The sequence below is a fragment of the Winogradskyella sp. A2 genome (genome assembly GCF_046762865.1).
GTDB lineage: Bacteria > Bacteroidota > Bacteroidia > Flavobacteriales > Flavobacteriaceae > Winogradskyella.
In genome coordinates, this window is record NZ_JBKQXM010000009.1 from 85,922 (window position 1) to 108,854 (window position 22,933).

Below are 22,933 nucleotides of genomic sequence, written 5' to 3' on the forward strand. Positions count from 1 at the left end.
TAAACCTCGCAAAAGTAACATTTTTTTTTGAATCAGGTCTTTATTCCTTCAAGATGTAGTAAGAATGCAAACTCCTCGGCATCTTCCTTAAGACTTTCAAATCGTCCTGAAGCACCGCCATGTCCGGCCTCCATATTAGTTCTTAGATACAACGCATTAGAATCTGTCTTCATATCGCGTAATTTTGCAACCCATTTAGAAGGCTCCCAGTATTGAACTTGAGAATCGTGTAACCCTGAGGTGACCAACATGTTTGGATAGTTCTTAGCATCTACATTGTCGTATGGCGAATATGATTTCATATAGTCATAATATAACTTGTCATTTGGGTTTCCCCATTCATCATACTCACCAGTTGTTAATGGTATAGAATCATCTAACATTGTTGTAACAACATCTACAAATGGCACGGCTGCAATAACCCCGTTGTATAATTCTGGTGCCTCATTAATAATTGCACCAATTAAAAGGCCTCCTGCACTTCCACCCATAGCATATAGGTGCTTAGAAGATGTGTATCGTTGTTTTATCAATTCTATTGAACATGCTAAGAAATCTGAAAAAGTATTCTTTTTGTTTAGTAATTTACCATCCTCATACCACTTTCTGCCAAGGTATTCTCCTCCTCTAACATGTGCAATTGCATAAATAAACCCTCTATCTAACAAACTTAGTCTAATCGTAGAAAAATATGGATCTACTGTAGAACCATAACTACCGTAAGAATATTGTAATAGTGGGTTTTTACCATTTTTTTTGATGCCTTTTTTATAAACAATGGATATTGGTATTTTGGTCCCATCCTCTGCTTTGGCCCAAAGTCTTTCGGAAACATAATTTTCTTTTTGGAATTTACCACCTAAAATCTCTTGCTCTTTTAACACCTTTTTTGATTTGGTTTTCATGTCGTACTCAATAATTGAGGCAGGTGTAGTAAGTGCATTATAGCCATATCTTAAGACATCAGTGTCAAATTCAATATTTGTAGTTGTGTAGCACGTGTATGTCTCATTATCAAAAGGTAAATGATAATCCTCATGATTATCCCAACGCTTAATACGTATTTTGTTTAAGCCATTGTTCCTTTCACTTATCACTAAATATTCCTTGAAAATATCTATATTTTCAATTAAAACATTTTTTCGGTGAGGGATTACTTCTTCCCAATTATCTATAAAAGTGTTGTTTATAGAGGTTTTCATAAGTTTGAAATTAGTAGATTTATCCTTATTCGTAAGGATAAAAAAATAATCCTTATAATGAGAGATACTATACTCTACACCTCTAATTCTTTCTTGAAACAATTGAAATTTTCCATCTGGATTATCAGCATTTAAAATGTGATACTCATTAGTTAATGTACTATAACATGCAATTATGATATACTTTCTAGATTTGGTTTTGTAAACTGTGACACCAAAAGTTGCATCATCTTCTTCAAATACGAGGCTATCCTTGGTTGCTCCAAGTTTGTGCTTAAATATTTGATAAGCTCTCAATGTAACCTGGTCTTTTTTTGTATAGAATATCGTTTGATTATCATTTGCCCAGCTAGAAGACCCGGTTGTATTTTCAATGTTGTCCTTTAAAATTTCATTGGTTTCAAGATTCTTAATGTGAATGGTATATTGGCGTCTTCCTGTTAAATCAATACCATATGAAACTAATTTATTATCTGAGCTAATACTAATACCAACAATTTTAAAATAACTCTGCCCTTTGGCCATTTCATTGCCATCAAATAATAGTTCCTCAGGATTTTCAAGGGTGTCCTTTTTTCTAGTATAAATAGGATAATCCTTACCCTTTTCAAACTTAGTAATGTACCAATAACCATTATATTTATAAGGTACAGACGAGTCGTCTTCCTTAATTCTGGCTTTCATTTCCTGGAATAGCTCTTTTTGAAACTCCTTTGTGTGAGACATTTGTTGGTCACAATAGTCATTTTCAGCCTTCAGATAATCAATTACCTCATGGTTATCTCTGTCCTTCATCCAGAAGTAATTGTCAATGCGAACATCGTCATGTATCTCTAATTTATGTGGTATTTTCTTTGCAATTGGGTATTTCACATTTAATTTCTTTAACATTGCTTTATAATTATTTAGGCCAAAAAAGTTGAGCAATTTACTAATTTTGTGCTCTATAATATAAAATTGAAGATTATGTTTGGAGATATGATGGGTATGATGAGTAAACTTAAAGAGGCCCAAAAGAAAGTTGAAGAAACCAAAGAACGTCTAAATTCTGTGCTCTTAGATGAGTCTAGTAGTGATAATAAACTTTCGGTGACAATTACTGCAAACCGAACGATAAAATCATTAGAAATTAATGATGAGTTGCTGGAGGATAAAGAAATGCTAGAAGACTATTTGATTTTAACTATAAATAAAGCTATTGAAAAGGCAACAAAAGTTAATGAAGCGGAATTAGCTGCTGTTGCTAAAGAAGGCATGCCAAACATTCCAGGAATGGATATGTTTAAATAATCATTTAACTCGCGAAAAGTTATTCAAGCTTAAATCTTCAAGTTTTTTAGAATTTCTAAATGAGCATTATGCATTTCGTCTGTGTAATCTAAATGGGTCACCATTCTCAACTTATTACTACCCATACCAATAATCTGTATATTTTTAGATGTTAATACATTTAAAAACCTTGTTTCGTCTATTGAATCTTTAAGTTCAAATATTATAATATTTGTCTCAATAGGCTCAACCTTTTTTATCATACTTAATGCCTGAAGAACCTCACCTATTTCCTTGGCCTTATTATGGTCTTCTTTTAAACGATCTACATTATGTTCTAATGCATACAACCCTGCCGCTGCGAGATAACCTACTTGTCGCATACCACCTCCTAAAATTTTTCTAACTCTAATCGCATTTTGCATTAGTTCTTTATTACCTAACAAAACTGAACCTATTGGGCAACCTAATCCTTTGCTTAAGCAAACTGAGATAGTATCAAACAAATCACCATATTGTTTTGGTGTATGATTTGAAGCAACCAAAGCGTTCCAAAGTCTTGCTCCATCCAAATGATAACCAAGATTATGATTATCTGCAACTTTTCTAAGTTTTTTTAGTTCTTCAAAATCCCAACAAGCACCACCACCTTTATTTGTGGTGTTTTCTACTTCTATTAATGAAGTTAAAGGGCTATGATAAAAATCTGGAGGATTAATTGAAGCTTCTGCTTGCTCTGCTGTGAACATACCTCTTTCACCATCTACTAATTTACAAGAAATCCCACTATTAAAAGAAGCACCACCACCTTCATAATTATAGATATGTGCATATTTATCACATATGACTTGTTCACCAGGATTAGTGTGTAATTTGAGTGCTGCCTGATTGGCCATACTACCAGTAGGAAAAAACAAAGCTTCATCCATACCAAACATCTCTACAAGTCTTTCTTCTAATGCGTTAACAGTTGGATCTTCTTTATAGACATCATCACCAACCTCAGCATTTATAATAGCATCTAACATTCCTTTAGTTGGTTTTGTCACGGTGTCACTGCGTAAATCTATTATCATTTAGGAAAAGGTTTTTTCAAAAATACTTCTAATTGAAAAACTTAAAAGAATTCAAAATAGTTTTTAAAACTACGGAAAATCAAAAAAACAGCATAAAATTATGGCACTTTATTAGAGCAACTTATATTTGTCAAAATAGTACTTGTATATGATAACATCAGATCAAATTAAAGATCTAAATACACGCCTAGCTAAGCTAAGGCAATATCTTTGACTTAGATGCTAAGTTGATAGAAATCGCGAACGAGGAAGAACAAACGTTCGACCCTAACTTCTGGAACGACTCTAAAAAAGCTGAGCAGGTTATGCGTTCCTTAAGAGAAAAGAAAAGCTGGGTAAAGGATTTTGAGTATGCCAATACGCTTTATGAAGACCTAGAAGTTATTTACGAGTTCTACAAAGAAGATGAAGCTCCCATGGAAAATGTTGAAGTTCGCTTTGAAAAAGCTCTTAATGCTTTAGAAAAACTCGAATTCAAAAACATGCTTTCAGAGGAAGGTGACAGCCTTAGTGCAGTTCTGCAAATTACGGCAGGCGCAGGTGGTACGGAAAGTTGTGATTGGGCAAGCATGTTAATGCGCATGTATTTAATGTATGCCGAAAAAAGTGGCTTTAAAATAAAAGAACTCAACCATCAAGAAGGCGATGTTGCTGGTATAAAAACTGTAACGTTAGAAATAGAAGGCGACTATGCCTTTGGTTGGTTAAAGGGCGAAAATGGTGTACACAGACTAGTAAGGATTTCTCCTTTTGATAGTAATGCTAAGCGTCACACAAGTTTTGCCTCTGTTTACGTTTATCCATTGGTTGATGACTCCATCGAAGTTGAAATAAATCCTGCAGATATTGAAATTACAACTGCGCGTTCAAGTGGTGCTGGAGGACAAAATGTTAATAAGGTCGAAACAAAAGTTCAACTTTTGCATAAACCAACTGGTATTCAAATTCAGTGTTCAGAAACAAGATCTCAACACGATAATCGCGCTAGGGCATTACAGATGTTAAAATCTCAATTGTATGAGATTGAATTACAGAAACAAATGGCACAGAGAGATGATATTGAAGCTGGCAAGATGAAAATTGAATGGGGAAGCCAAATTAGAAATTATGTAATGCACCCATATAAGCTAGTGAAAGATGTAAGATCCAGTCATGAAACTGGCAATGTAGATGCCGTAATGGATGGAGATATAGAACCCTTTTTGAAATCTTATCTTATGATGATGGGACAAAAAGAAGAAGACTCAAATGCGTTATAAATGATTAAGATTGATACAATAATATTTGATTTAGGTGGTGTTCTAATTGATTGGAATCCTGAGTATGTTTATCTCGATGTGTTTAAAGGTGATCGTGATAAAATGAATTGGTTTTTTGAAAATATTTGCACAAATGACTGGAATGAAAATCAAGATGCAGGTTACCCATTAGAATTGGCAACTGAAGAAAGAGTCGCCATGTTTCCTGAACATGAGGAACTCATTAGAATGTATTATGGTAGATGGGTTGAAATGCTTGGTGATTCTATTGAAGGAACGGTCAAAATCTTGCAAGCATTAATACTTGATCCAAAATATAAAGTTGTTGCTTTAACAAATTGGAGTCATGAGACTTTCCCAATTGCTTTAGACCGTTTTGAATTTTTACATTGGTTCGAAGGAATTGTTGTTTCTGGTGAAGAAAAAACAAGAAAACCGTTTAAAGACATCTATGAATTAACTTTAAATAGATTTAATATTACGCCTCAAAATTCAATTTTTATTGATGATAACCTAAGAAATATTAATGCTGCAAAAGAATTAGGCATAAATGGCATACATTTTGAAAGCCCTAAAGCATTAATTAAAGAATTAAACAACTACACAATCAATTTATAGAATGATTACTATTTACCATAATCCACGATGTAGAAAATCAAGAGAAGGTCTTGCGATCATTGAGTCAACAGGTAAGCCTTTTAGTATTGTAAATTATTTAGATGAAAAACTTAATGTATCAGAACTAAAGGATATTATTGAAAAACTCGAAATTAAACCAATTGAGCTTGTAAGAAAGAATGAAGCAATTTGGAAATCAGACTTTAAAGGTAAATCGCTAACCGATACTGAGATCGTTGAGGCAATGATTACCAATCCAAAGTTAATTGAGCGACCAATTGTGGTAAATGGCAGTAAAGCTGTAGTTGGCAGACCACCAGAAATGATAAATGAAATTATTTAAACTCTAAAAATGAAAAAAATAATTATAGCATTAATATTACTTTTCTTAGGACTAAATGTATACAGTCAAACTAGAAGAGATAGAATGGGTAATCCGCAAGTGAGCAGTGAACCATCTCAGCAAGACATTGAGAAACGCAAACGAATGATTGAAGAACGTAAACTAGAGTACATTGATAATTTTTTAACTACTCTTGAAGGAGATGAGTTTCAGAAAGAGATAATAAGACAGCATTTATTAACCTTTTACGATGCGAAAATTGCAATTTTAAAGACTCGATTTGATCACAGTTTAGATAGACAAAACGCTATAAAAGGTCTTGAAACTTCACACTTTAAAGAATTACAAACTTTGATTTCAGAAGGTGACATGAAGAAAATTCAAGCTATGATTACGGGAGATTTCGACGAAAAAGAGGCAAAAAAGAAAAAGAAGAAAAAGAAGAAAAAAGGATAAATCCTATACTAAAATAGCCTTTTAAAAAATAATCGGTTGCGCTTTACAGGTAAAAGTATGTCATTAAGGTAATAGTACTTACCATTCACGTTTTTCAACTAAACACCGTATAATAAAAACGTATTTTTGCGGTGTGAAATCAAATATTAACACATCACCGCTTAATTTAAAAGAGCTTTTTTTTCAAATTGCACTTAATATTATTGTGTTCATATTTTTTGCTTTTGACAGGCGCTTACCTGGTATAGAAGCTCATCAGATTTTATTTTATCTAAACTTTGCAATTGCAGCGCTAATTATTAACTACATTCTATTACCAAAATTTCTTTATAAAAATCGGTACTGGCATTTTGCGCTTTACTCGCTTCTTTTAATTGCCATAGTGATTTTAACAGAAGAAGCTGTTCTAGAACAAATCTATTATCCTGAAACACGAGGCAGAAGGTTTTTGGGCATTTTTTATAACTTAATGAGCACCTTGCCTACAATAACCATATTGGTTGGTTTTAAGTTTGCATGGGATGCACTCATTAAACAACGTGAAGTTCATGAGTTAAAGAACTATGCAAAAGAGAGCGAATTACAATATCTTAAATCACAGATTAATCCCCATTTTCTATTTAATAATATCAATAATCTTTATGCCTACGCGGTAGAGCAATCACCAAAAACTCCTGATCTTATCTTAGAATTATCCTCAGTGCTTCGTTACATGTTATACGATTGTAGAGCGAGATTCGTCGCTTTAAACAAAGAAATAGAGCATCTTAAGAACTATATTAATTTAAGTACACTCCAAATAGAAGGTCGTGGTAAGGTTAACAATACTATTGGTAATATACCAGAAAACTATAACATCGCACCCTTAGTTTTATCCGTTTTTATAGAAAACGCCTTTAAACATAGTGCATCAAGTCAGACAGAAAACATTTCAATTAACATAGATATTAATGTTAGCGATAATGGAATTCTCAATTTTAGATGTACAAACTCATACCAATCAGAGACAAATGTAAATAAGTTGGATCAAGGAATTGGCCTTCAAAATGTAAAAAAACGTTTGGATTTGATGTATCCCAAATCACACGAATTGAAAATTTCTGACGATAATGAAAACTTTAAAGTACAACTTGCTTTAGATCTTAATAAAACTAAAAATTAATGAACTGTATAATAATAGAGGATCAATTACCTGCTCAACGTCTTTTAAAAAAATATATAGCAGACACTGGCTCTTTGACCTTAGTGGCGACCTTTACAGATTCATTAGAAGCAATTGAAACACTAAATTCAAAACAAATTGATCTCATATTTCTAGATATACACCTGCCAAAAATATCAGGAATGGATTTCTTAAAAACTTTATCTAATCCTCCTTCAATAATTCTCACAACTGCATTTCAAGACTATGCTTTAGAAAGCTATGAATATAATGTTGTGGATTACCTATTAAAACCCTTTTCATTCCAAAGGTTTATTAAAGCAATTTCTAAGGTGAATAATGCTTCTGTAAATAAATCCACTAATGAGCTTTACATAAAAAGCGGTCATGAGCATATTAGAATTATACCAAAAGAAATCATTTATATAATGGCAGATTCTGATTATACAGAAATACATTTTAACAACAAAAAAGTTATTTCGGCTGAACCTTTACGTCATTGGGAAAATCAACTTTCTAATACTATGTTTTACAGGATACATAAATCCTTTATCATTAATACTAATAAAATTATTAAGATTTCTGGTAACGAAGTATTCCTTCAAAACAATGTTATCGTTCCTATCGGTAGAACTTTTAAAAATGATTTTATTAAAAAATTTGCCTCATAAATTAAAAATATATGAAACTGAAAAATAAATTAATACTTACAATATTACTTGTCATTTCTATTAGTGTTAGCAACGCTCAAAGAGAAGTAAAAGTTGAAGGAATAGTTGTTGAACAAGAAAGCAATATTCCATTAGAATATGCAACAATCACATTTAAATCTAATACAAATAATAAAGTTATAACGGGAGGCATTACTGATTTGAATGGAAAATTCAGTATTAAAGTTGCAAGTGGAACCTATAATATATCTGTAGAATACATTTCATATAAAACCAAAGATTATTATAATAAAACTATTAATCGTAACATCAATTTAGGAACTGTAGGATTAGTACCAGATGTTGAAGCTTTGGAGGAAGTGGAAATAATTGCTGAAAAAACTACCGTTGAGATAAAGCTAGACAAGAAAATTTATAATGTTGGTAAAGATCTTACAGTCAGAGGAGGAACCGTTAGTGATGTTTTAGATAACGTCCCATCGGTTTCAGTAGATGTTGAAGGTAATGTGGCCTTACGAGGAAATGATGATGTAAGGATCTTGATAAATGGTAAACCTTCAGGCCTAGTTGGTTTAAATTCTACAGAAGCCCTCCGTCAATTACCTGCTGAAGCGATTGAGAGAGTTGAAGTAATTACATCTCCTTCAGCAAGATATGACGCAGAGGGTCAAGCAGGTATTTTAAATATTATTTTAAGACGAAGTAAATTAACTGGATTAAATGGTGCAGTTACTGTTAATGCAGGTTATCCTGAGCAAGCTGGAGCTTCTGGGAATATTAATTTTAGAACTGGGGATCTAAATTTTTTCAATACAACTAGTTATAACTACCGTAATGTACCTGGCAATTCTTTTACAGATACCGAATTTATTAGTACTAATAATTCAATTGAAGAAGAACGAGAATTTGACAGAATTAGAAAAGGATTAAACACCAATATTGGAGTAGAATGGTACATCAATGAAACGGCTTCACTTACTACAGCAATCCAGTATAGAGATAGTAATAATGAGCAAGAAACAACAAATATCTTAAGAGAATTTGATGAAAATAACACTCTAAATAATACAACTTTACGTTTTGACCCAGAATTTGAAGATGACAAAACCATCCAATATTCAGTCAATTTTGATAAGCAGTTTAATGGTAATTCGGAACATAAATTAACGGCTAATTTTCAATATGAAAATAGTACTGAATTGGAGGCTTCATTGATTCAGCAAGATGGTATTAATGTTGAAGACGTTGTAACAGACGAAAATCAAGATCGTATTTTTTTACAAGGAGACTACGTGCAACCAATTGGAGAAGTAAGTCAATTTGAAGCTGGTTATCAAGGTAGGTTCCTAACTTTAGATACCGATTATGCCCTAGCTTTTAGTAATGATAGTGGAGATTTTATTCTTGATGAAAACCTAAGTAATAATTTAATATATAAGGAATACGTTAATGCTTTTTACACGCAATTTGGTAGTAAAATGGGTGAAAAATTTAGCTACTTATTAGGTCTTAGAATGGAAGATTCACGTATTACTATAGATCAGATAACAAGTGGTGATTTTGAAAAAAAGAGTTATGTTGGTCTTTTTCCAACTGTGAATTTGGCCTATGAAATGAGTGAAGATCAAAATATCACCTTGGGTTACAACCGAAGAATTAGACGTCCAAGATCAAGATTTATCAATCCATTTCCATCTCGTAGTTCTGCAACAAATTTATTTCAAGGGAATCCGGATTTAGACCCTAGCTATTCCAACACTTTAGATTTAGGGTATTACAACAAGTTTGGCAAGCTGGCCTTAAATAGTTCAATTTATTATACCCATGCCACTGATATATTTGTTTTTATAACAGAGGAAACGGGAGAAACTGCCATAGTTGGTGGTACAGAGGTACCAGTAATTCGTCGCTCACCGATTAATTTAGCTACTAATGACCGTTATGGATTTGAATTTACACTTACCTACAGACCATCTAAAAAATGGAATATGAATGGTAATTTTAATTTATTTCGATCCATAACTGAAGGGTTTTACGAAGGCACTGATTTTGGTGCTGAAAATACAAGTTGGTTTGTTAGACTTAATAACAAATACACTTTACCTGGCAACATAGATTGGCAAACACGTCTAAATTATAGAGGCCCTTCGGTAGATGCTCAAAATGAACGTAAGGGTGTTTTTTCAATGAATCTTGCTTTTAGTAAAGATTTATTCAAGGATAAAGCCTCATTGGCATTTAATATAAGTGATGTTTTTAATTCAAGAAAGCGAATTACCGAAACCACTACTCCAACATTTACTTCAGAAAGTGAATTTCAATGGCGCGTAAGATCCTTTAATCTTGCATTCACCTACAGATTTAACCAACAAAAGAAAAGGGAGCGTTCTGGACGAGGTAATGGTGAAAATGGTGATGACTTTGAATTTGAAGGGTAATTTCCTAATCGCTTAGTCTAGTTCATATAAAAGCTATATCAATTTAGCAAAAAAGATGACTATTCTCATATTAGTCTCTTAATTTTTTAGCTAAATTGCTAAAATGAATACCATAGCTGAGCGGATATATGATTTTTTAAAGGACTTCCCTCCCTTTAATATGCTCACCATAGATCAACTATTCTCAATTTCCAAAGCAGTTGATGTAATTTATATCGAAAAAGACGAATCTATTTTTAATATAGATGAACCCATTGAAAACTTTTTCTATGTAATTAAAGATGGTGCAGTAGGTTTATTCAATTCAGTCAATTCATTAGTTGATCAATGTGATGAAGGAGATATTTTTGGTTTAAGGGCACTTTTGAGAAAAGGTAATTACAAATTAAGAGCTAATGCCTTAGAAGAAACTATTCTATATAGCATATCTTCAAATCTATTAGAAGATTACATAACATCAAATTCGAAGGCTAGTCAGTTTTTGATGCATTCATTTATCTCGAACACAAAATCAAATAATATTGAGATTGATGACTCAGAGAACTTAGGAATTCTAGTTAATTCTGACTTACAAACTGCAGATTATTCAAAAAACCCAATTACTTGTACCAGTACAACCACAATTCAAGAGGCCGCACAAATTATGACTACTAATCATGTAGGATCAATCGTCATTGTGGAAAACTCAAAACCAATTGGTATTATAACGGACAAAGATCTAAGAACAAAGGTTGCTACAGGTAATTGGTCAATTTCAGATTCAGCTGCGAAAATAATGTCCTCACCAGTAATAACATTCCCATTAGATATCACTGTAGCTGAAGCTCAAATTGCCATGCTAAAACATCGCATAACGCATCTATGTATCACTGAGGATGGAACAAACAACGCGGATTTAAAAGGAATCCTCTCAGAACATGACATAATCGTTCTACGAGAAAACAACGCTTCATCACTAATTAAAGAAATTAAACGCAGTAAGAGTCCTGAACAACTAAAACAGATCAGACTTAGAACTGAAGGATTATTAAAACGATATTTGGGACAAGACATTCCAATAGATTTCATCTCAAAGATGATTTCAGCTATTAATGATGCAATAACTCAAAAAGTAATTGACTTAGCTATAAAAGAACAAGATGAAACTCCACCTAATAAATTTGCTTGGCTTGCAATTGGAAGTCAAGGAAGGCAAGAACAATTACTCCTCACTGACCAAGACAATGCACTTGTATTTGAAGATGTTTCTGAAACAGATTACGATAAGGTTAAATCCTATTATCTGAAATTGTCATCGACAATTAACAAGTCTTTAGAAATTGTTGGATTTGAACTATGTCCTGCAAAAATGATGGGTAGTAACCCAAAATGGTGTTTGTCTTTATCAGAATGGACTAATCAATTTAACAAATGGATTACAAAACCTGACCAAGATAATTTAATGCTCTGTACAATCTTCTTTGATTATCAACAAATTTATGGTGAAAAGGAAATAGTTGAAAACCTATCTGATAATATTTTTAATAGTATAAAATCCTATGATATTTTCTTAACCTATTTAGGAAGAAATGCTTTACAAAATCCTCCTCCATTAAGCTTCTTTAGACAGTTTTTAGTTGAGGATGATGGAGCACACAAGGATCAATTCGATATTAAGGCACGTGCTTTGATGCCTTTAGTCGATGCGGCTAGACTATTAATCTTATCACATAATATTAAATCCATAAATAATACGGTTGAGCGCTATGATAAGTTGATGGAACTAGAACCTCAAAACAAGGATGTTTATTTGTTTTGCGCAGAAGCCTTTATGGATTTACTGAAATTCAGAACCGAACAAGGGTTGGCAAATAACGATTCCGGTAGATTTATTGACTTACAATCCTTAAATAAGAGTGATCGATTAAAGCTTAAAAGAAGTTTCAGAGCTGTAAAATCTATTCAAGAACTTATTAAAACCAGGTTTAAACTAACACAACTCTTATAAAATGAAATGGTTAAGGCGCAAATCTCATCCTGAATTTTGGGTGAATTATATAAATCATTTTAAGTCTTTACAGACTCAAGAATTAGAAAAAATCAGGTTTGTAGTTTTTGATACTGAAACTACTGGACTCGATACCAAAAATGACAGAATCCTATCAATAGGATGCATTGCCATTGAGGATTTAAAAATCAAAATTTCAGATCAACTTGAATGTTATCTCAATCAAGATAGTTTTAATGCCGAAACGGTAAAAATTCATGGACTACTCAAAGAAGGGAAGCTTTCAAAAATTGAAGAAAAAGAAGCCGTTATAGAATTTTTAAGCTATTTGAAAAATGCGGTTTTAGTGGCTCATCATGCTGCTTTTGACATGGCCATGATAAATAATGCCCTAAAACGGAATGGACTCCCCAAACTAAATAATAAGGTACTAGACACAGGGCATCTATTTATAAAAACAAAACTAGAAAGTGGTAAAGACCATTATAGTTTAGACGAACTCTCAGAACGATTCAACATACCAAAGCATGATAGACATACTGCATCGGGTGATGCCTTTATTACTGCATTGTTATTTCTAAAGTTGATCACTTATTTAAAAAGAGAAAATGAAATCAAGCTTAATGATTTGATGAAATCAAATAATAGAATTGGTTTATTATAGTAAAAAACACACCCATTTCTGAGTGTGTTTCAATCTAACTAATTAATAAACAGAACTGATTATTACATAATCAACTTTATTAAGCAACAACACCAAGTTTTTGATTGACCTTTTTAACTTCGGTCTTATCTTCAAACTGATTTGAAGTGTTCTTTTCACCACCAGCTTTTAATGCTTTATCTCCTGCAAAGAAAGCTTTATGGTCATCACCAAGGTCAGAACCGGCCATTCTTTGATGCTTAACACAAGATACTTTCTTTCTTATTTCTTGTCTCTGCACACCTTGCACATATGCTAACATGCCTTCATCTCCAAAATAACCTTCGGTTAAATCATTCATATGTAATGCTGTTGTATGATATGTTGGTAAAGTGATTAAATGGTGGAAAATACCTGCTTCTTTTGCACCATCTTTTTGGAACGACTTTATTTTCTGATCTGCACGATAGCTCAATTCAGTATCATCATATCTTTCATGCATTAAATTATTTCTATCGTATGCCGTCATATTCTCACCTTCAGACAACATTTCTTCATAGACCTGATCCCTAAAATTTAGAGTCCAGTTAAATGATGGCGAATTATTGTAAACCAATTTTGCATTAGGTATTACTTCTCTAACACGATTAACCATAAGTGCAATTTGCTTAATGTTTGGTGTTGGTGTTTCAATCCAAAGTAAATCTGCACCATTCTGTAGACTGGTAATACAGTCTAGCACTACCCTATCAATATTAGACCCTTCTTTAAATTTATAAAGACCATTTGCCAATCTCTTAGGTCTTACAAGTTTACCATCACGCTTTAATAGTACATCATCTTCCCTAGCATCTTCAATAGCTACTTCTTCTGCATCAACAAATGCTAAATACTGAGAGGCTAAATCCCCAGGTTCTTGACTTACAGGTAATTTTTGAGTTAAGCCTGCGCCTTCAGAATCAGTACGTGCTACAATAATACCATCATCAACACCTAGCTCTAAAAATGCATATCTTACTGCATTAAGTTTGGCAATAAAATCTTCATGTGGTACTGTAACTTTACCATCTTGATGTCCACATTGCTTAGCATCGGACACCTGGTTTTCAATCTGAATAGCACATGCTCCTGCCTGAATCATCTTTTTAGCTAGTAAGTAGGTTGCCTCTTCATTACCAAAGCCAGCATCGATATCTGCTATAATAGGAACAATGTGAGATTCAAAATTATCTATTTGATCTTGTACATCTTCACCATTAGCTAATCGTCTAAACAAATCATTTAATTCTATAGCATCTGCCTGTCGGAGAAAATCATAAATTTCTTCAATAAGATTAGGTACAGCTGTTTTCTCATGCATAGATTGATCTGGCAGTGGTCCAAATTCTGAACGTAAAGCTGCAACCATCCATCCAGACAGATATAAATACCTCTTACTTGTGGTTTTATGATGCTGCTTTACTGCAATCATCTTCTGTTGCGCTACAAAACCATGCCAGCATCCTAATGATTGTGTATAATTAGAAGAATCTAAGTCATACTCTGCCATATCCTTTCGCATAACAGAAGCAGTATATTTTGCAATGTCTAAACCTGTTTTAAAACGATTTTGAAGATTCATTCTTGCTACATTTTCTGGAAGAATTGAATTCCATGTTTCTCCGTATTTACTTTTGAGGTCTCTTACGGTTTTAAGTACTGAGCAGTAATTGCTTTGTGGTAAATTTTTCATAATTTAGATTTGTATTAATTATTTAATATCGATCCCGTGAAATGTTGCCGCATTAGCGGGATTTGTTTTTTAAAGTTGTTTATATGCTGAGAGTGTTAAAAATTCTTCAAATTCATCTTGAGTTACTAAACGCTTAAATAGTTCAACAGCTTCGCAGAATTTGGTGTTTTCAATTTTTTCTTCACTCACTTCCGTTACTATTTTTTCTACTTCGTCATCAAAGAACTGCTCAAATAATGAATTATTGAACTGACGTCCATCATCTAGTAAAACTTCATTTTTAAGCCATTGCCAGAGTTGAGTTCTAGAGATTTCAGCAGTGGCAGCGTCTTCCATTAAATGGTAAAGGGCTACCGCTCCATATCCTCGAAGCCAAGCTTCCATATAAAGAATACCAACATTGATGTTTTTCCTAATTCCCGCTTCTGTAATGGTACCTTTTGGGATTTCTAATAAATCTGACTCAGTGATTGATAAGTTTTCTCTTTTTCTAAAAATTTGGTTTGGAGTTGGCATATATTTATCAAACTCCTTAATGGCAACTTCAACCAGTGCTGGATGTGCAACCCAAGTGCCATCATGTCCGTTTTTTGCCTCACGTTCCTTATCTACTCTAACTTTTTCCAATGCTTCTTCATTTGCCTTGGGATTATTCTTAATTGGAATTTGAGCTGCCATTCCTCCCATAGCATGAATTCCTCTTTTATGGCAAACCTGAATTACCAAATTTGAATATGCAGCCATAAAAGGTGTTGTCATTGTTACTTGATCTCTATTTGGTACAATAAAATTCTTATGATTTCTGAATTTCTTTATATAGGAAAATATATAGTCCCAACGACCACAATTGAGACCTACTATATGATCTTTAAGCTCGTAGATTAATTCATTCAATTGAAAACTGGCTGTTATTGTCTCAACCAATAAGGTTGCTTTAAAGGTACCCTTGGGAACATTTAAGAATTCTTGTGCAAACTCAAATACACTGTTCCACCAACGTGCCTCCAAATAATGCTCTAGTTTAGGGATATAAAAATATGGTGCCGAATCTCGGTCCAACAAGATCTTAGTATTATGAAACACATATAAACCAAAATCAAATAAACTACCAGACACTTCTTCTCCATCAACTAATAAATGACGTTCATTGAGATGCAATCCTCTTGGTCTAACCAATAAAACTGCTGTTTTATCATTTAATTTATAATGCTTTCCTCTTGTTTCATCAATAAGTTCAATTTCTTTTTTATTTGCATCTAACAAATTTTGTTGCCCTTCTAAATTGTTAGACCAACTCGGCGCATTACTATCCTCAAAATCTGCCATAAATGTTTTCGCTCCAGAATTAAGAGCATTAATGACCATTTTTCTATCAACAGGACCTGTAATCTCAACGCGTCTGTCTAATAAATCTTGAGGGATTTCACTAACGGTCCAATTACCTTCTCTTATATCTTTCGTTTCCTTTGGGAAACTTGGGTATTGACCTTGGTCAAATAAAGCCTGTTGTCCTTTTCGTTTTTCTAATAATTGTAATCGTTGTGAATTAAACTTTCTATGTAGTTGTTTAATAAACAATAAAGCCTCCTCAGTTAAGATATTTGGGTAGTACTTATTTACGTCTTTTGCGAATGTAATTTGTTTTGGTGTTTCGATTATATATTCCATATTGATTTGATTTGATGAAACAATGTTACAACAAGTTTTTGAAAAAAACAAGCGAACGTTCGCTAATCCAATTTATTCGCTTTTTATCGATATTCGCAAATAAGTTTATATTTGTTTTATGGAACAAGATTATATAAAGTTAATATTCGGTCTAAAACTGAAGCAAATACGCTCAGAACGAGGGCTTTCGCTATTTGGCTTATCAAAATTATCAGGTATGTCTAAATCATATTTGAACGAAATCGAAAAGGGTAAAAAATATCCTAAACCCGATAAAATAGTGCTACTTTCAGAACATCTTGATATCCCATACGATGATATGGTGTCTTTAAAACTAGACAAAAACCTAGCGCCAATTGGTGAGATTCTACAATCTAAATTGCTTAAAGAAATTCCATTAGAGTTATTTGGTATACAAGAAAGTACCATGATAGATATTATATCAAATGCTCCAGTAAAAGTTACCGCCTTTATAAGTACCATTATAGAGATCGCAAGGAATTACAATTTTAGCAAAGAGAGTTTCTATTTAGCTTCAGTCCGTTCGTTTCAAGAAGCCAACAATAATTATTTTGATGATTTAGAACAAGCTGTAATTAAATTTGCTAAAACCTATCAAATTAATCTTAATGAAAAGATATCTACCCAAGAATTAGAGGACGTCTTAACAGAAGAATATGGATACACCATCAATAATGATGAATTAGGCGCACATATAGAACTTGAAAATTTAAGATCAATATTTGTCCCAAAAACCAAAACATTATTAATAACCAAAAGTATTGACGACTCACAACGTGCATTTATCTACGCAAAGGAACTTGCCTATAATTATTTAAACATTAATGAAAGGCTATATACATTTTCATGGATAAAATTTGAAAACTTTGACGAAGTCCTCAATAATTTTTATGCGTCATATTTTGCAGGTGCTCTTACAATACCAAGGCAAAGTTTTGTCAATGACGTTAAAAATTTATTTGAGCAAAAACAGTTTAATACAAAAGATTTTAACGCAATACTCTTTAAATACAACGGTTCTCCTGAAAGCATTTATCAACGATTAACAAATATCCTACCAAAGGATTTTAATTTAAATAACCTCTTTTTTCTTAGATTTTCTCATCGCAAAGATTCTAATCTATTCTATCTCAATAAAGAACTGCACCTCGCAAAACAACAAACACCGAGGGCTAATGAAAACAATGAGCATTATTGCAGAAGATGGATGTCACTCAAGGTATTAGAAGAGGTCAGCAAAAATGATTCGGAACATGCTTTTGATATTCAAATCTCCAATTACCCAGAAGAAAACACTCAATATTTAGTATTTGCTTCTGCAACCAAAGACCCTTTTAGGTCAGATCGTTTTAGAAGTATTGCTATCGGCATAAAATTAAATACCCAATTACGTCGAAAAGTTAATTTCCTAGACCACAAATCTTTAAAAAGAATTGATGTTGGTGTTACTTGCGAGCGCTGTAGCATTCAAAATTGCGATGTTAGACAAGTGCCCTCAACAATATTGGCTTCTAAAGCTAAAGAAGCCAAAACAGCGGAGGTAGTAGAAGAAATCACAAAAAGGTACGGTTAGTGACCCAATGCACCATTAAGCTTATGAAGTTTTATTGCGTCAAAATCTGAAATTATTAAATCTGCCTCTGAATAGTCTTGGCCGGATGAGTGAGGGCTTTTAAAACCAACACAGAAAATTTCAGCTCCTTTTGCCGCTTTAATACCATTTGTAGAATCTTCAATAACCATGCATTCTTTATTTGAAAAACCAGTAAACTCTGATGCCTTTATAAATATTTCTGGATGTGGTTTTGACTCCTTTAAATCAGCACCACTAAATTTTCCAGAGAAGTATTGATTTAAATCAAACTTTTCAAATACCCTGTTGATATTAGACATAGAAGCAGAAGAAGCCACAACAAGCTTTATATCATTATCGTGATAATCTTCTATTAATTCTAATACGCCATCAATTAATTTCAAGTCTTTGTCGTGCTCAAATAAATATTTAAAATGTTGACGCTTCAATTTTATCAAATATTCTGGTGCAAAATTCAAATTGAAATGATAGACTAAGCGTCTGCAAATATTAATTGTAGATTGCCCAGTGAATGATTCATACAAATCTTCATCAACATTAATATTTACATCTCTAAACATCTTATGATAGGCCTTATAGTGTAAAGGTTCAGTATCTACAATAACACCATCCATATCAAAAAGAACAGCTTTAAGCATCGGTTTCTAATTTGCGGCGAATATAAAAACTTAAACATAAAAAAGCATCAAACCACAATTTGATTTGATGCTTAACTTAAAGGTTTTGAATATTAGAAATATCTAAACAACATTGTCCATAATATCTTGAACCACCTCAGGGTTCAACAATGTACTTGTATCACCTAAATTACTCGTGTCATTTGACGCTATTTTTCTTAATATCCTTCTCATGATTTTTCCAGATCTTGTTTTAGGCAAGCCAGCAGTAAACTGAATTTTATCAAGCTTTGCAATAGGGCCAATACGATCGGTTATCAGTTGGTTTATTTCTTTTCGAACATTTTCATGAGAACGTCCTTCTCCTGTATCCTTCAAAGTAATGTAACCATAAAGCGCATTACCCTTAACATCATGAGGGAATCCGACAATTGCAGATTCGGCAACAGCATTGTGCTCATTGATGGCATCTTCGATTGGTGCAGTTCCTAAATTATGACCAGAAACAATAATTACATCATCTACCCTACCTGTTATTCTATAATAACCAACCTCATCTCTTAAAGCACCATCACCTGTAAAATACATGTTTTCAAAAGCAGAGAAATAAGTGTCCTTATAGCGCTGATGGTTTCCCCAAATTGTTCTCGCCATAGAAGGCCAAGGAAACTTTATACACAATCGCCCATCTACTTGATTGCCTTTGATTTCTTGTCCATTTTCATCCATTAGTGCAGGCTGAATACCAATAAATGGTAAAGTTGCATATGTTGGTTTTGTAGGAGTTGAAAAAGGAATAGGTGTAATCATAATTCCACCCGTTTCTGTTTGCCACCAGGTATCTACAATTGGACTTTTCTTCTTACCAATATTGTCATTATACCAATGCCATGCCTCTTCGTTAATAGGTTCACCTACCGAACCAAGCACTTTTAAAGACGACAAATCATATTTATCGACTAATTCTGTACCATGTTTAGCTAAAGCTCTGATAGCGGTTGGTGCTGTATAAAATTGATTGATTTTATGTTTCTCAACTATTTCCCAAAACCGTCCAAAATCAGGATAGCTAGGAACACCTTCAAACATCACAGTGGTTGCTCCATTAGCTAAAGGACCATAAACAATGTAGCTATGCCCAGTAATCCAACCTATATCAGCTGTGCACCAATAGACATCTTCCTCTCTATATTGGAAAACATTTTTAAAGGTATATGCTGAATACACCATGTAACCTGCCGTTGTATGCATCATACCTTTTGGCATACCAGTAGAACCCGATGTGTAAAGAATAAATAATGGGTCTTCAGCATCCATTTCAACAGCAGAATATTCCTGATAGGCATTGTCTAAAAGCTTTTGCAACCAATAGTCCCTGCCCTCTTTCATATATATATCAGAATCTATACGTTTTGCAACAAGAACAGATTTAACTCCTGAGCAATCTTCCAATGCCTCATCTACAATACCCTTTAAATCTATTGTTTTAGCACCACGAAAAGAACCATCTGAAGTGATAACCATCTTTGCATCACAATCATTTATTCTAGTTGATAATGCTGTTGAAGAAAAACCAGCAAAAACGACTGAATGTATAGCACCAATTCTGGCACAAGCAAGCACTGAAATTGCAAGTTCTGGTATCATTGGCAAGTATATACAAACACGATCACCCTTTCTTATACCTTTATCGTGCAATACATTAGCGAATTTGCAAACTCGTTGATGCAGATCTTTATACGTGATATGCTCAGCTGGTTCATTTGGGTCATTTGGCTCAAACAAAATTGCCGTTTTATCACCTCTTGTGTGCAAATGTCTATCTATACAATTTTCGGTTATATTAAGCTTTGCGCCTTCAAACCATTTTATTTCTGGTTTGCTAAAATCCCAGCTGAGGACGTTATCCCATTTTTTGCGCCAAACAAAATGTTCTTCAGCAATTTCTTCCCAAAATCCCTCTGGATTTCTTACTGACTTTCTATAAACTTGAAAGTATTCTTCAAAATGTTTTATATGATAATTACTCATGGTTGATTATGTTTTTGTGTATTCCTATTTGATTTAATTTATATACATTTTCAATTTCCGAAATTATTTTAACATCATCAATTGTTGACGGTATATTATATTCTAATTCATCTGAAATATTACGAAGTAATTTACGTAAAATTTTACCAGAACGTGTTTTGGGTAAGCGTTTTACAACAAGAACATCTTTAAACGATGCCACAGCACCAATTTCATGACGCACCTCACTTATTATTTCATAAGCAATATCAGATGCGTCATATTCATTATCAGATTTCAACACAATAAGACCAAGCGGCTTCTGCCCTTTTAAATCGCAGTGCACACCAAATACTGCACACTCGGCAACCGAGTTGTGCGAAGCAACAATTTCTTCCATCTCAGCCGTCGATAAACGGTGTCCTGCAACATTTATAATATCATCCACCCTACCGGTTATAAAAACATAACCGTCTTCGTCTTTGTAGCCTCCATCACCTGAGAAATAATAACCTGGGAATTTATTTAAATACCCAGATTTAAACCTTTCAGGATTTCCCCATAAATTTAACAATGTTCCTGGAGGTAATGGTAATTTTACAGCAACGAAACCTTCAACATCTGCTTTAACCTCTTCTCCTTGTTCATTTAAAATTTGAATATCATATCCACATACTGGTACTGAGGCAGAGCCAGGTTTAACAAGTAACAATTCCACACCACACATATTTGCTAACATTGGCCAGCCACTTTCTGTTTGCCACCAATGATCAATTACTGGAACCTTTAGATGTTTTTCGGTCCAATTTAACGTAGAAACATCACAGCGCTCACCAGCCAAAAACTGATACTTAAGACTAGACAGATCAAACCTTTTAATAAATTCACCATTCGGATCTTCCTTCTTAATGGCCCTAATGGCAGTTGGTGCTGTAAACATAACATTAACTCTATGCTCACTTATTACACGCCAAAATGTTGAAGCATCAGGCGTTTTAATTGGTTTACCCTCAAACAATACAGTTGTATTACGATTTAATAACGGTGCGTACACTATGTAGCTGTGACCCACTACCCAACCTACATCACTTGCGGCCCAATACACCTCATCTTTCTCTACTCCATAAACATATTTCATAGAAAATTTTAATGCAGTTGCATACCCACCAGTATCTCTTATAATACCTTTAGGTTTACCAGTAGTTCCTGATGTGTATAAAATATATAATGGATGTGTAGATTCTACTGGGAGAGGTTCTACAGGAACTGATTTTGAAACCAAATCAGAATAATCTATATCATAAGATTGATGAGGTATATCTACACCAAGCATTCTATCAAAAACTAGCACCATATCTGGTTTATGTATTGCTAGTGAAATGGCCTCGTCAACATAAGGTTTGTAAGGGATTATTCGCTTAATTTCAATTCCACTTGATGCAGTAATAACAGCTTTTGGTTTACAGTCATCTATTCTTATTGCCAACTCATGTGGTGCAAATCCACCAAAAACTACCGAATGTATAAGACCCAGCCTTGCACAAGCAAACATAGCATATATTGCTTGTGGTATCATTGGCATATAAATTATAACTGTATCACCTTTTGCAAGTCCGAGTGCCTGGATACCTCCAGCAAGTCTTGCAACTTCACTATGGAGTTTATTAAAGCTTATAAACTCTTTGGTGTTGGTAACTGGCGAGTCGTATATAATGGCATTTTGGTTTCCATGACCATCTTCAATATGTTTATCTATACACAGATAGCTAATATTAAGTTTACCATCCTGAAACCATTGCGGATAACCGTATTTATCCTTTCCTAATATTGTCTTTGGCTTTTTGTACCAAGATAAATTCTCTGCTTGTTCCTTCCAGAAATCTTGAGGATTCTCAATACTCTGATTATAAAAATCTTGATACTTCATAACTTGGCCTTTTTTGTATTAAACAATCCAAACCAGTTTGGGTTTAAAACCTTAAGTTTTATCAAGACCCAAATGATAACAACAAAGCACAAACCCATAACCATAGATTCCAAAGCTCCTGTCGCTGTTTCACTCTCTAATTTAAAACGGAAAAATAATGTAACAATAGCATATAGACTGATGATAATATCAGACGCTAATGCATTTAATCGAAGTCGTTTCATTGTATTATACTTTAAT

At 33.4% G+C, this 22,933-nt stretch carries 19 protein-coding genes; 11 read left to right on the forward strand and 8 right to left on the reverse strand.

The window, feature by feature from the left end; all coding sequences use genetic code 11:
- Positions 1-32: 32 nt before the first annotated feature.
- Complete coding sequence (locus ACFWV9_RS15545; RefSeq protein WP_411896153.1) at positions 33-2,093, reverse strand: S9 family peptidase; 2,061 nt, start codon at positions 2,091-2,093, stop codon at positions 33-35.
- 75 nt (positions 2,094-2,168) lie between these two features.
- Between ACFWV9_RS15545 and ACFWV9_RS15550 the strand changes: the two genes are divergently transcribed.
- Positions 2,169-2,492 carry a YbaB/EbfC family nucleoid-associated protein gene (locus ACFWV9_RS15550; protein WP_411896154.1) on the forward strand — a complete coding sequence of 108 codons (324 nt, stop codon included), beginning with the start codon at positions 2,169-2,171 and terminating at the stop codon, positions 2,490-2,492.
- Between the two features lie 29 nt (positions 2,493-2,521).
- Here the strand turns inward: ACFWV9_RS15550 and ACFWV9_RS15555 are convergent, their stop codons facing one another.
- Entirely contained in the window at positions 2,522-3,547 is a 1,026-nt protein-coding gene (locus ACFWV9_RS15555) for a threonine aldolase family protein (protein ID WP_411896155.1), read from the reverse strand.
- 148 nt (positions 3,548-3,695) lie between these two features.
- On the opposite strand from ACFWV9_RS15555, the gene prfB reads away from it, so the two are divergent.
- From prfB to ACFWV9_RS15600, 9 genes are all read left to right on the forward strand, one after another.
- Positions 3,696-4,806 (forward strand): peptide chain release factor 2 gene (prfB, locus tag ACFWV9_RS15560; protein WP_411896156.1). Its coding sequence is split into 2 segments (ribosomal slippage): positions 3,696-3,758 and positions 3,760-4,806, totalling 1,110 coding nucleotides; the frame shifts between segments, so codons are not numbered across the junction.
- The gene (locus ACFWV9_RS15565; protein WP_411896157.1) at positions 4,807-5,424 is read left to right on the forward strand and encodes an HAD family hydrolase; all 618 of its coding nucleotides are present in this window, start codon (positions 4,807-4,809) and stop codon (positions 5,422-5,424) included.
- Between the two features lies 1 nt (position 5,425).
- Positions 5,426-5,767 carry an arsenate reductase (glutaredoxin) gene (arsC, locus tag ACFWV9_RS15570; protein ID WP_411896158.1) on the forward strand — a complete coding sequence of 114 codons (342 nt, stop codon included), beginning with the start codon at positions 5,426-5,428 and terminating at the stop codon, positions 5,765-5,767.
- 9 nt (positions 5,768-5,776) lie between these two features.
- Complete coding sequence (locus tag ACFWV9_RS15575; RefSeq protein ID WP_411896159.1) at positions 5,777-6,223, forward strand: hypothetical protein; 447 nt, start codon at positions 5,777-5,779, stop codon at positions 6,221-6,223.
- Positions 6,224-6,356: 133 nt separating this feature from the next.
- On the forward strand, positions 6,357-7,385 hold the full coding sequence (locus ACFWV9_RS15580) for a sensor histidine kinase (protein ID WP_411896160.1): 1,029 nt from the start codon (positions 6,357-6,359) through the stop codon (positions 7,383-7,385).
- Positions 7,385-8,056, forward strand: a complete 672-nt coding sequence (locus ACFWV9_RS15585) for a LytR/AlgR family response regulator transcription factor (RefSeq protein ID WP_411896161.1) — start codon at positions 7,385-7,387, stop codon at positions 8,054-8,056. Before ACFWV9_RS15580 ends, ACFWV9_RS15585 begins: the two co-directional genes overlap by 1 nt.
- 11 nt (positions 8,057-8,067) lie before the next feature.
- Positions 8,068-10,494: a TonB-dependent receptor domain-containing protein gene (locus ACFWV9_RS15590; protein ID WP_411896162.1), complete on the forward strand. Its 2,427-nt coding sequence runs from the start codon at positions 8,068-8,070 to the stop codon at positions 10,492-10,494.
- A gap of 103 nt (positions 10,495-10,597) precedes the next feature.
- Complete coding sequence (locus ACFWV9_RS15595; RefSeq protein WP_411896163.1) at positions 10,598-12,481, forward strand: DUF294 nucleotidyltransferase-like domain-containing protein; 1,884 nt, start codon at positions 10,598-10,600, stop codon at positions 12,479-12,481.
- 1 nt (position 12,482) lies between these two features.
- Positions 12,483-13,145, forward strand: a complete 663-nt coding sequence (locus ACFWV9_RS15600) for a PolC-type DNA polymerase III (RefSeq protein WP_411896164.1) — start codon at positions 12,483-12,485, stop codon at positions 13,143-13,145.
- Between the two features lie 79 nt (positions 13,146-13,224).
- Here ACFWV9_RS15600 and ACFWV9_RS15605 read toward each other — a convergent pair whose 3' ends face one another.
- Entirely contained in the window at positions 13,225-14,856 is a 1,632-nt protein-coding gene (locus ACFWV9_RS15605; protein ID WP_411896165.1) for an isocitrate lyase, read from the reverse strand.
- 69 nt (positions 14,857-14,925) lie between these two features.
- Positions 14,926-16,524: a malate synthase A gene (gene aceB, locus ACFWV9_RS15610; RefSeq protein WP_411896166.1), complete on the reverse strand. Its 1,599-nt coding sequence runs from the start codon at positions 16,522-16,524 to the stop codon at positions 14,926-14,928.
- A 118-nt stretch (positions 16,525-16,642) separates the two neighbouring features.
- Between aceB and ACFWV9_RS15615 the strand changes: the two genes are divergently transcribed.
- Positions 16,643-18,118 (forward strand): helix-turn-helix domain-containing protein, encoded by a 1,476-nt coding sequence (locus tag ACFWV9_RS15615; RefSeq protein WP_411896167.1) that lies wholly within the window; start codon positions 16,643-16,645, stop codon positions 18,116-18,118.
- On the opposite strand, the gene ACFWV9_RS15620 is transcribed toward ACFWV9_RS15615, so the two are convergent.
- The 4 genes from ACFWV9_RS15620 to ACFWV9_RS15635 form a co-directional block, all read right to left on the reverse strand.
- The gene (locus tag ACFWV9_RS15620) at positions 18,115-18,777 is read right to left on the reverse strand and encodes an HAD family hydrolase (protein WP_411896168.1); all 663 of its coding nucleotides are present in this window, start codon (positions 18,775-18,777) and stop codon (positions 18,115-18,117) included. The genes ACFWV9_RS15615 and ACFWV9_RS15620 overlap by 4 nt on opposite strands.
- A 102-nt stretch (positions 18,778-18,879) precedes the next feature.
- Complete coding sequence (gene acs, locus ACFWV9_RS15625) at positions 18,880-20,787, reverse strand: acetate--CoA ligase (protein WP_411896169.1); 1,908 nt, start codon at positions 20,785-20,787, stop codon at positions 18,880-18,882.
- Positions 20,780-22,693, reverse strand: a complete 1,914-nt coding sequence (locus tag ACFWV9_RS15630) for an acetate--CoA ligase (protein ID WP_411896170.1) — start codon at positions 22,691-22,693, stop codon at positions 20,780-20,782. Before ACFWV9_RS15630 ends, acs begins: the two co-directional genes overlap by 8 nt.
- Positions 22,690-22,917 carry a hypothetical protein gene (locus ACFWV9_RS15635; RefSeq protein ID WP_411896171.1) on the reverse strand — a complete coding sequence of 76 codons (228 nt, stop codon included), beginning with the start codon at positions 22,915-22,917 and terminating at the stop codon, positions 22,690-22,692. The genes ACFWV9_RS15630 and ACFWV9_RS15635 overlap by 4 nt, the downstream gene beginning before the upstream one ends.
- Between the last annotated feature and the right edge of the window lie 16 nt (positions 22,918-22,933).

Coding starts and splice junctions, on each gene's coding strand:
- ACFWV9_RS15600 (WP_411896164.1), top strand. CDS start 12,483: ATGAAATGGTTAAGGCGCAAATCTCATCCTGAATTTTGGGTGAATTAT.
- ACFWV9_RS15585 (WP_411896161.1), top strand. CDS start 7,385: ATGAACTGTATAATAATAGAGGATCAATTACCTGCTCAACGTCTTTTA.
- acs (WP_411896169.1), bottom strand. CDS start 20,787: ATGAGTAATTATCATATAAAACATTTTGAAGAATACTTTCAAGTTTAT.
- ACFWV9_RS15595 (WP_411896163.1), top strand. CDS start 10,598: ATGAATACCATAGCTGAGCGGATATATGATTTTTTAAAGGACTTCCCT.
- arsC (WP_411896158.1), top strand. CDS start 5,426: ATGATTACTATTTACCATAATCCACGATGTAGAAAATCAAGAGAAGGT.
- ACFWV9_RS15620 (WP_411896168.1), bottom strand. CDS start 18,777: ATGCTTAAAGCTGTTCTTTTTGATATGGATGGTGTTATTGTAGATACT.
- ACFWV9_RS15555 (WP_411896155.1), bottom strand. CDS start 3,547: ATGATAATAGATTTACGCAGTGACACCGTGACAAAACCAACTAAAGGA.
- ACFWV9_RS15545 (WP_411896153.1), bottom strand. CDS start 2,093: ATGTTAAAGAAATTAAATGTGAAATACCCAATTGCAAAGAAAATACCA.
- ACFWV9_RS15565 (WP_411896157.1), top strand. CDS start 4,807: ATGATTAAGATTGATACAATAATATTTGATTTAGGTGGTGTTCTAATT.
- aceB (WP_411896166.1), bottom strand. CDS start 16,524: ATGGAATATATAATCGAAACACCAAAACAAATTACATTCGCAAAAGAC.
- ACFWV9_RS15630 (WP_411896170.1), bottom strand. CDS start 22,693: ATGAAGTATCAAGATTTTTATAATCAGAGTATTGAGAATCCTCAAGAT.
- ACFWV9_RS15590 (WP_411896162.1), top strand. CDS start 8,068: ATGAAACTGAAAAATAAATTAATACTTACAATATTACTTGTCATTTCT.
- ACFWV9_RS15575 (WP_411896159.1), top strand. CDS start 5,777: ATGAAAAAAATAATTATAGCATTAATATTACTTTTCTTAGGACTAAAT.
- ACFWV9_RS15605 (WP_411896165.1), bottom strand. CDS start 14,856: ATGAAAAATTTACCACAAAGCAATTACTGCTCAGTACTTAAAACCGTA.
- ACFWV9_RS15635 (WP_411896171.1), bottom strand. CDS start 22,917: ATGAAACGACTTCGATTAAATGCATTAGCGTCTGATATTATCATCAGT.
- ACFWV9_RS15615 (WP_411896167.1), top strand. CDS start 16,643: ATGGAACAAGATTATATAAAGTTAATATTCGGTCTAAAACTGAAGCAA.
- ACFWV9_RS15550 (WP_411896154.1), top strand. CDS start 2,169: ATGTTTGGAGATATGATGGGTATGATGAGTAAACTTAAAGAGGCCCAA.